Here is a 2,497-nt window from a genome sequence, read left to right as displayed (position 1 = left end):
CCGCCTAGCGGTTGATGTCGGGTAGTTTACACCAGCTCTAGGTGGATCTCCGCTTTTAGCCGTTGGGGGAGGGAAATTTTGAATACATCCCCCTGATTCATTTCCTGGGCACCTTTCATGCTGGCCAGGGCTTCCACCACTTCTTCGGAGTTGGCGGTTAGCACCACAACGGGGCGCTCGCAGGCAATGGGGAAATCGTGCCACGTGCCGAGGTGCAGCAGCAGCCCATGCCCGGCAGGGAATCGCAGGGCTTGTACTTTGTCGAGATCGGGAGCTGCTTTGGGATGGTTGGGAGGAGCCATCACCATGATGAACGGCTCTTGCCCCAGGCCGACAAACAACTGGGTCATACGCATGTGGCGCTCCAGCCAGAGCACAGGTGGATATCCGGGCAGGATCTTAGCCGTACGGATAACGGCTCTGCCGGTGTATTGAAAGTCGATGTTTTGTCCTTCCAGGACACGCCCCTGATAAAAGGGGATCCCCAGCCCAGGATTGGCCACATCGTCCCCTATAAGTTGGCCGAAGGGTTGCACATTTTCTGGGGTGGCATCCACAATCGGCACCCGGACAACGGTGGTGGCAGTTGCAGTCGTGCTCATGGTTTGCATCCTCGCTCTTGATTGGACTGGGGTCAATTGGATTGGAGTCAGGCTTTCTATCTTAATTAATTGTCTTATTGAGATTAATTGTCTTATTGAGAGCAATAGGTAAAGAAACGGTTTTCCCGGTAACGGTCTATACATCTTTGATTCTTATTTAATTCTTAACTTTTAATTCTTAACTTTGTTCTTCTCGAGGGCTTTGCGGGTTAAACCACCGCTCGATGATGTGGCGAATTTGCCGGGCGGCAGTGCCATCGCCAAAGGGGTTTTGGGCTTGGGCCATGCGGGCATAGGCTTGTGGGTCTGTGAGCAATTCTCGGGCTGCCTTCAGGATCTTTTCGGGGTGTGTGCCTACCAGGCGGGCGGTGCCGGCAGCAATCGCTTCAGGACGTTCGGTGGTCTGCCGCAGCACCAGCACCGGTTTGCCCAGGGCAGGGGCCTCTTCTTGAATGCCGCCGGAGTCGCTGAGGATGAGGGTACAGCGCTGCATGGCGCTCACCCAGAGGGGATAGTCCAGAGGCTCAGTGAGAAAAGCCCGCTCATGGGATCCCAACAGGGCTTGCAGGGGATCCCGCACCAAGGGGTTGGGATGGAGGGGCAAAAGAAGGGCGGTATCGGGAAACTCGGCCAAGATCTGCAGCAGAGCCTTGCCGATGGCGGTTAGGGGATCCCCCCAATTTTCGCGTCGGTGCAAGGTAACCAGCAGGACACGGTAGCGCTGCCAGTCCAGGCCGGGAATGGGGCAGGGGATCCCTTGGGAGGCCACCTGCAGTAGGGCGTCGATGACAGTGTTGCCGGTGCAATGGATGGATCCCACCACGTGGCTTCGCTTCAGGTTGTCAACGGCTTGGGGGGTAGGGGCAAAGTGCAGGCTGGCCAACTGGGAGATCAGGCGGCGATTGGCCTCTTCGGGGAAAGGATTGTAGAGATCATCGGTGCGCAGTCCGGCTTCCACATGCCCGACCGGGATCCGGTGGTAAAAAGCTGCCAAGGCGGCAGCGAAGGCGGTGGTGGTATCTCCCTGCACCAAAACCAGTTGAGGATGTTGCTCTTGAAAGTAGAGTTCTAGGCCCCGCAAGGTGGCTTCGGTGATGTCCGTCAAGCTTTGGCGGGGGCGCATGATCGCCAGATCCCGATCCGCTTGCAGACCGAATAGCCGCATCACCTGATCCACCATTTCCCGATGTTGTCCGGTCAAGATCAGCTCGGTGCGCAGATGGGGACTGGCACGCAGAGCTTGAATCACCGGGGCCAGCTTAATGGCTTCGGGCCGTGTGCCCAAGATCACGGCAACGAGGGGAAGAGAGGCCATAAGCTCAAGGACATCGGCACCTGTAGGAGATGGGAAGCGCAGCTCATTGAAGCAAGGCCACCAACAAACCACTAACAAAAACCACTAACAAAACAGAGGCGGCGAAGGGCGTGGGTTGCTCAAGGTCGCAAGCCACCGAGATGTAGACTTTGCTGAGTCAGGCTGAGGGCAATGTCGAGACGAGAGGAACCACAAGGGGGCTATTGCTGCTCACTCCGATCTTACCCCTCCAGCTGCCCCACCAATTTTTCACCGGATGAGCTGGAGAAAAAGGGTTGACGGGATCCCACTCCTGCAACTAACCTAAGGGGGGCTGAAGAGATCCTCTTCTGGCTGTCCGGGTTGTTTCGGTTAACCTTTTTGGAGGAAAACGTTCAACAGCATGGACGCTTCCGGTAGTTGTAGCGCCAGCCACCAGTGGATGGTCTTCGAGGAGCACGTTCTTGAAGACTCGGCTCTTACTGGTGTCTTCCTTTTCCCCGCTGACAGCTTCTGTCGTCGCTTGAGAGGATCCCGTTTCGCCAACGCGAAGGGGTGGGAGAGTTTTCCCGGCTAGCTTTTGACTTGGGTGGCTCTCTCA

At 56.7% G+C, this 2,497-nt stretch carries 2 protein-coding genes; both read right to left on the bottom strand.

All coding sequences use genetic code 11. The features are described from left to right. Positions 1–26: 26 nt before the first annotated feature. The gene (locus tag NW815_RS11950; RefSeq protein ID WP_414388025.1) at positions 27–602 is read right to left on the bottom strand and encodes an ureidoglycolate lyase; all 576 of its coding nucleotides are present in this window, start codon (positions 600–602) and stop codon (positions 27–29) included. 178 nt (positions 603–780) lie between these two features. Continuing rightward, the gene (gene wecB / locus NW815_RS11945; protein WP_011433693.1) at positions 781–1,917 is read right to left on the bottom strand and encodes a non-hydrolyzing UDP-N-acetylglucosamine 2-epimerase; all 1,137 of its coding nucleotides are present in this window, start codon (positions 1,915–1,917) and stop codon (positions 781–783) included. Positions 1,918–2,497 lie beyond the last annotated feature (580 nt).

Source organism: Synechococcus sp. R6-7, from assembly GCF_047461695.1.
Taxonomy (GTDB): domain Bacteria; phylum Cyanobacteriota; class Cyanobacteriia; order Thermostichales; family Thermostichaceae; genus Thermostichus.
The sequence above is the reverse complement of the archived record's forward strand: the minus strand, read 5'-3'. Positions and strand labels throughout refer to the sequence as shown.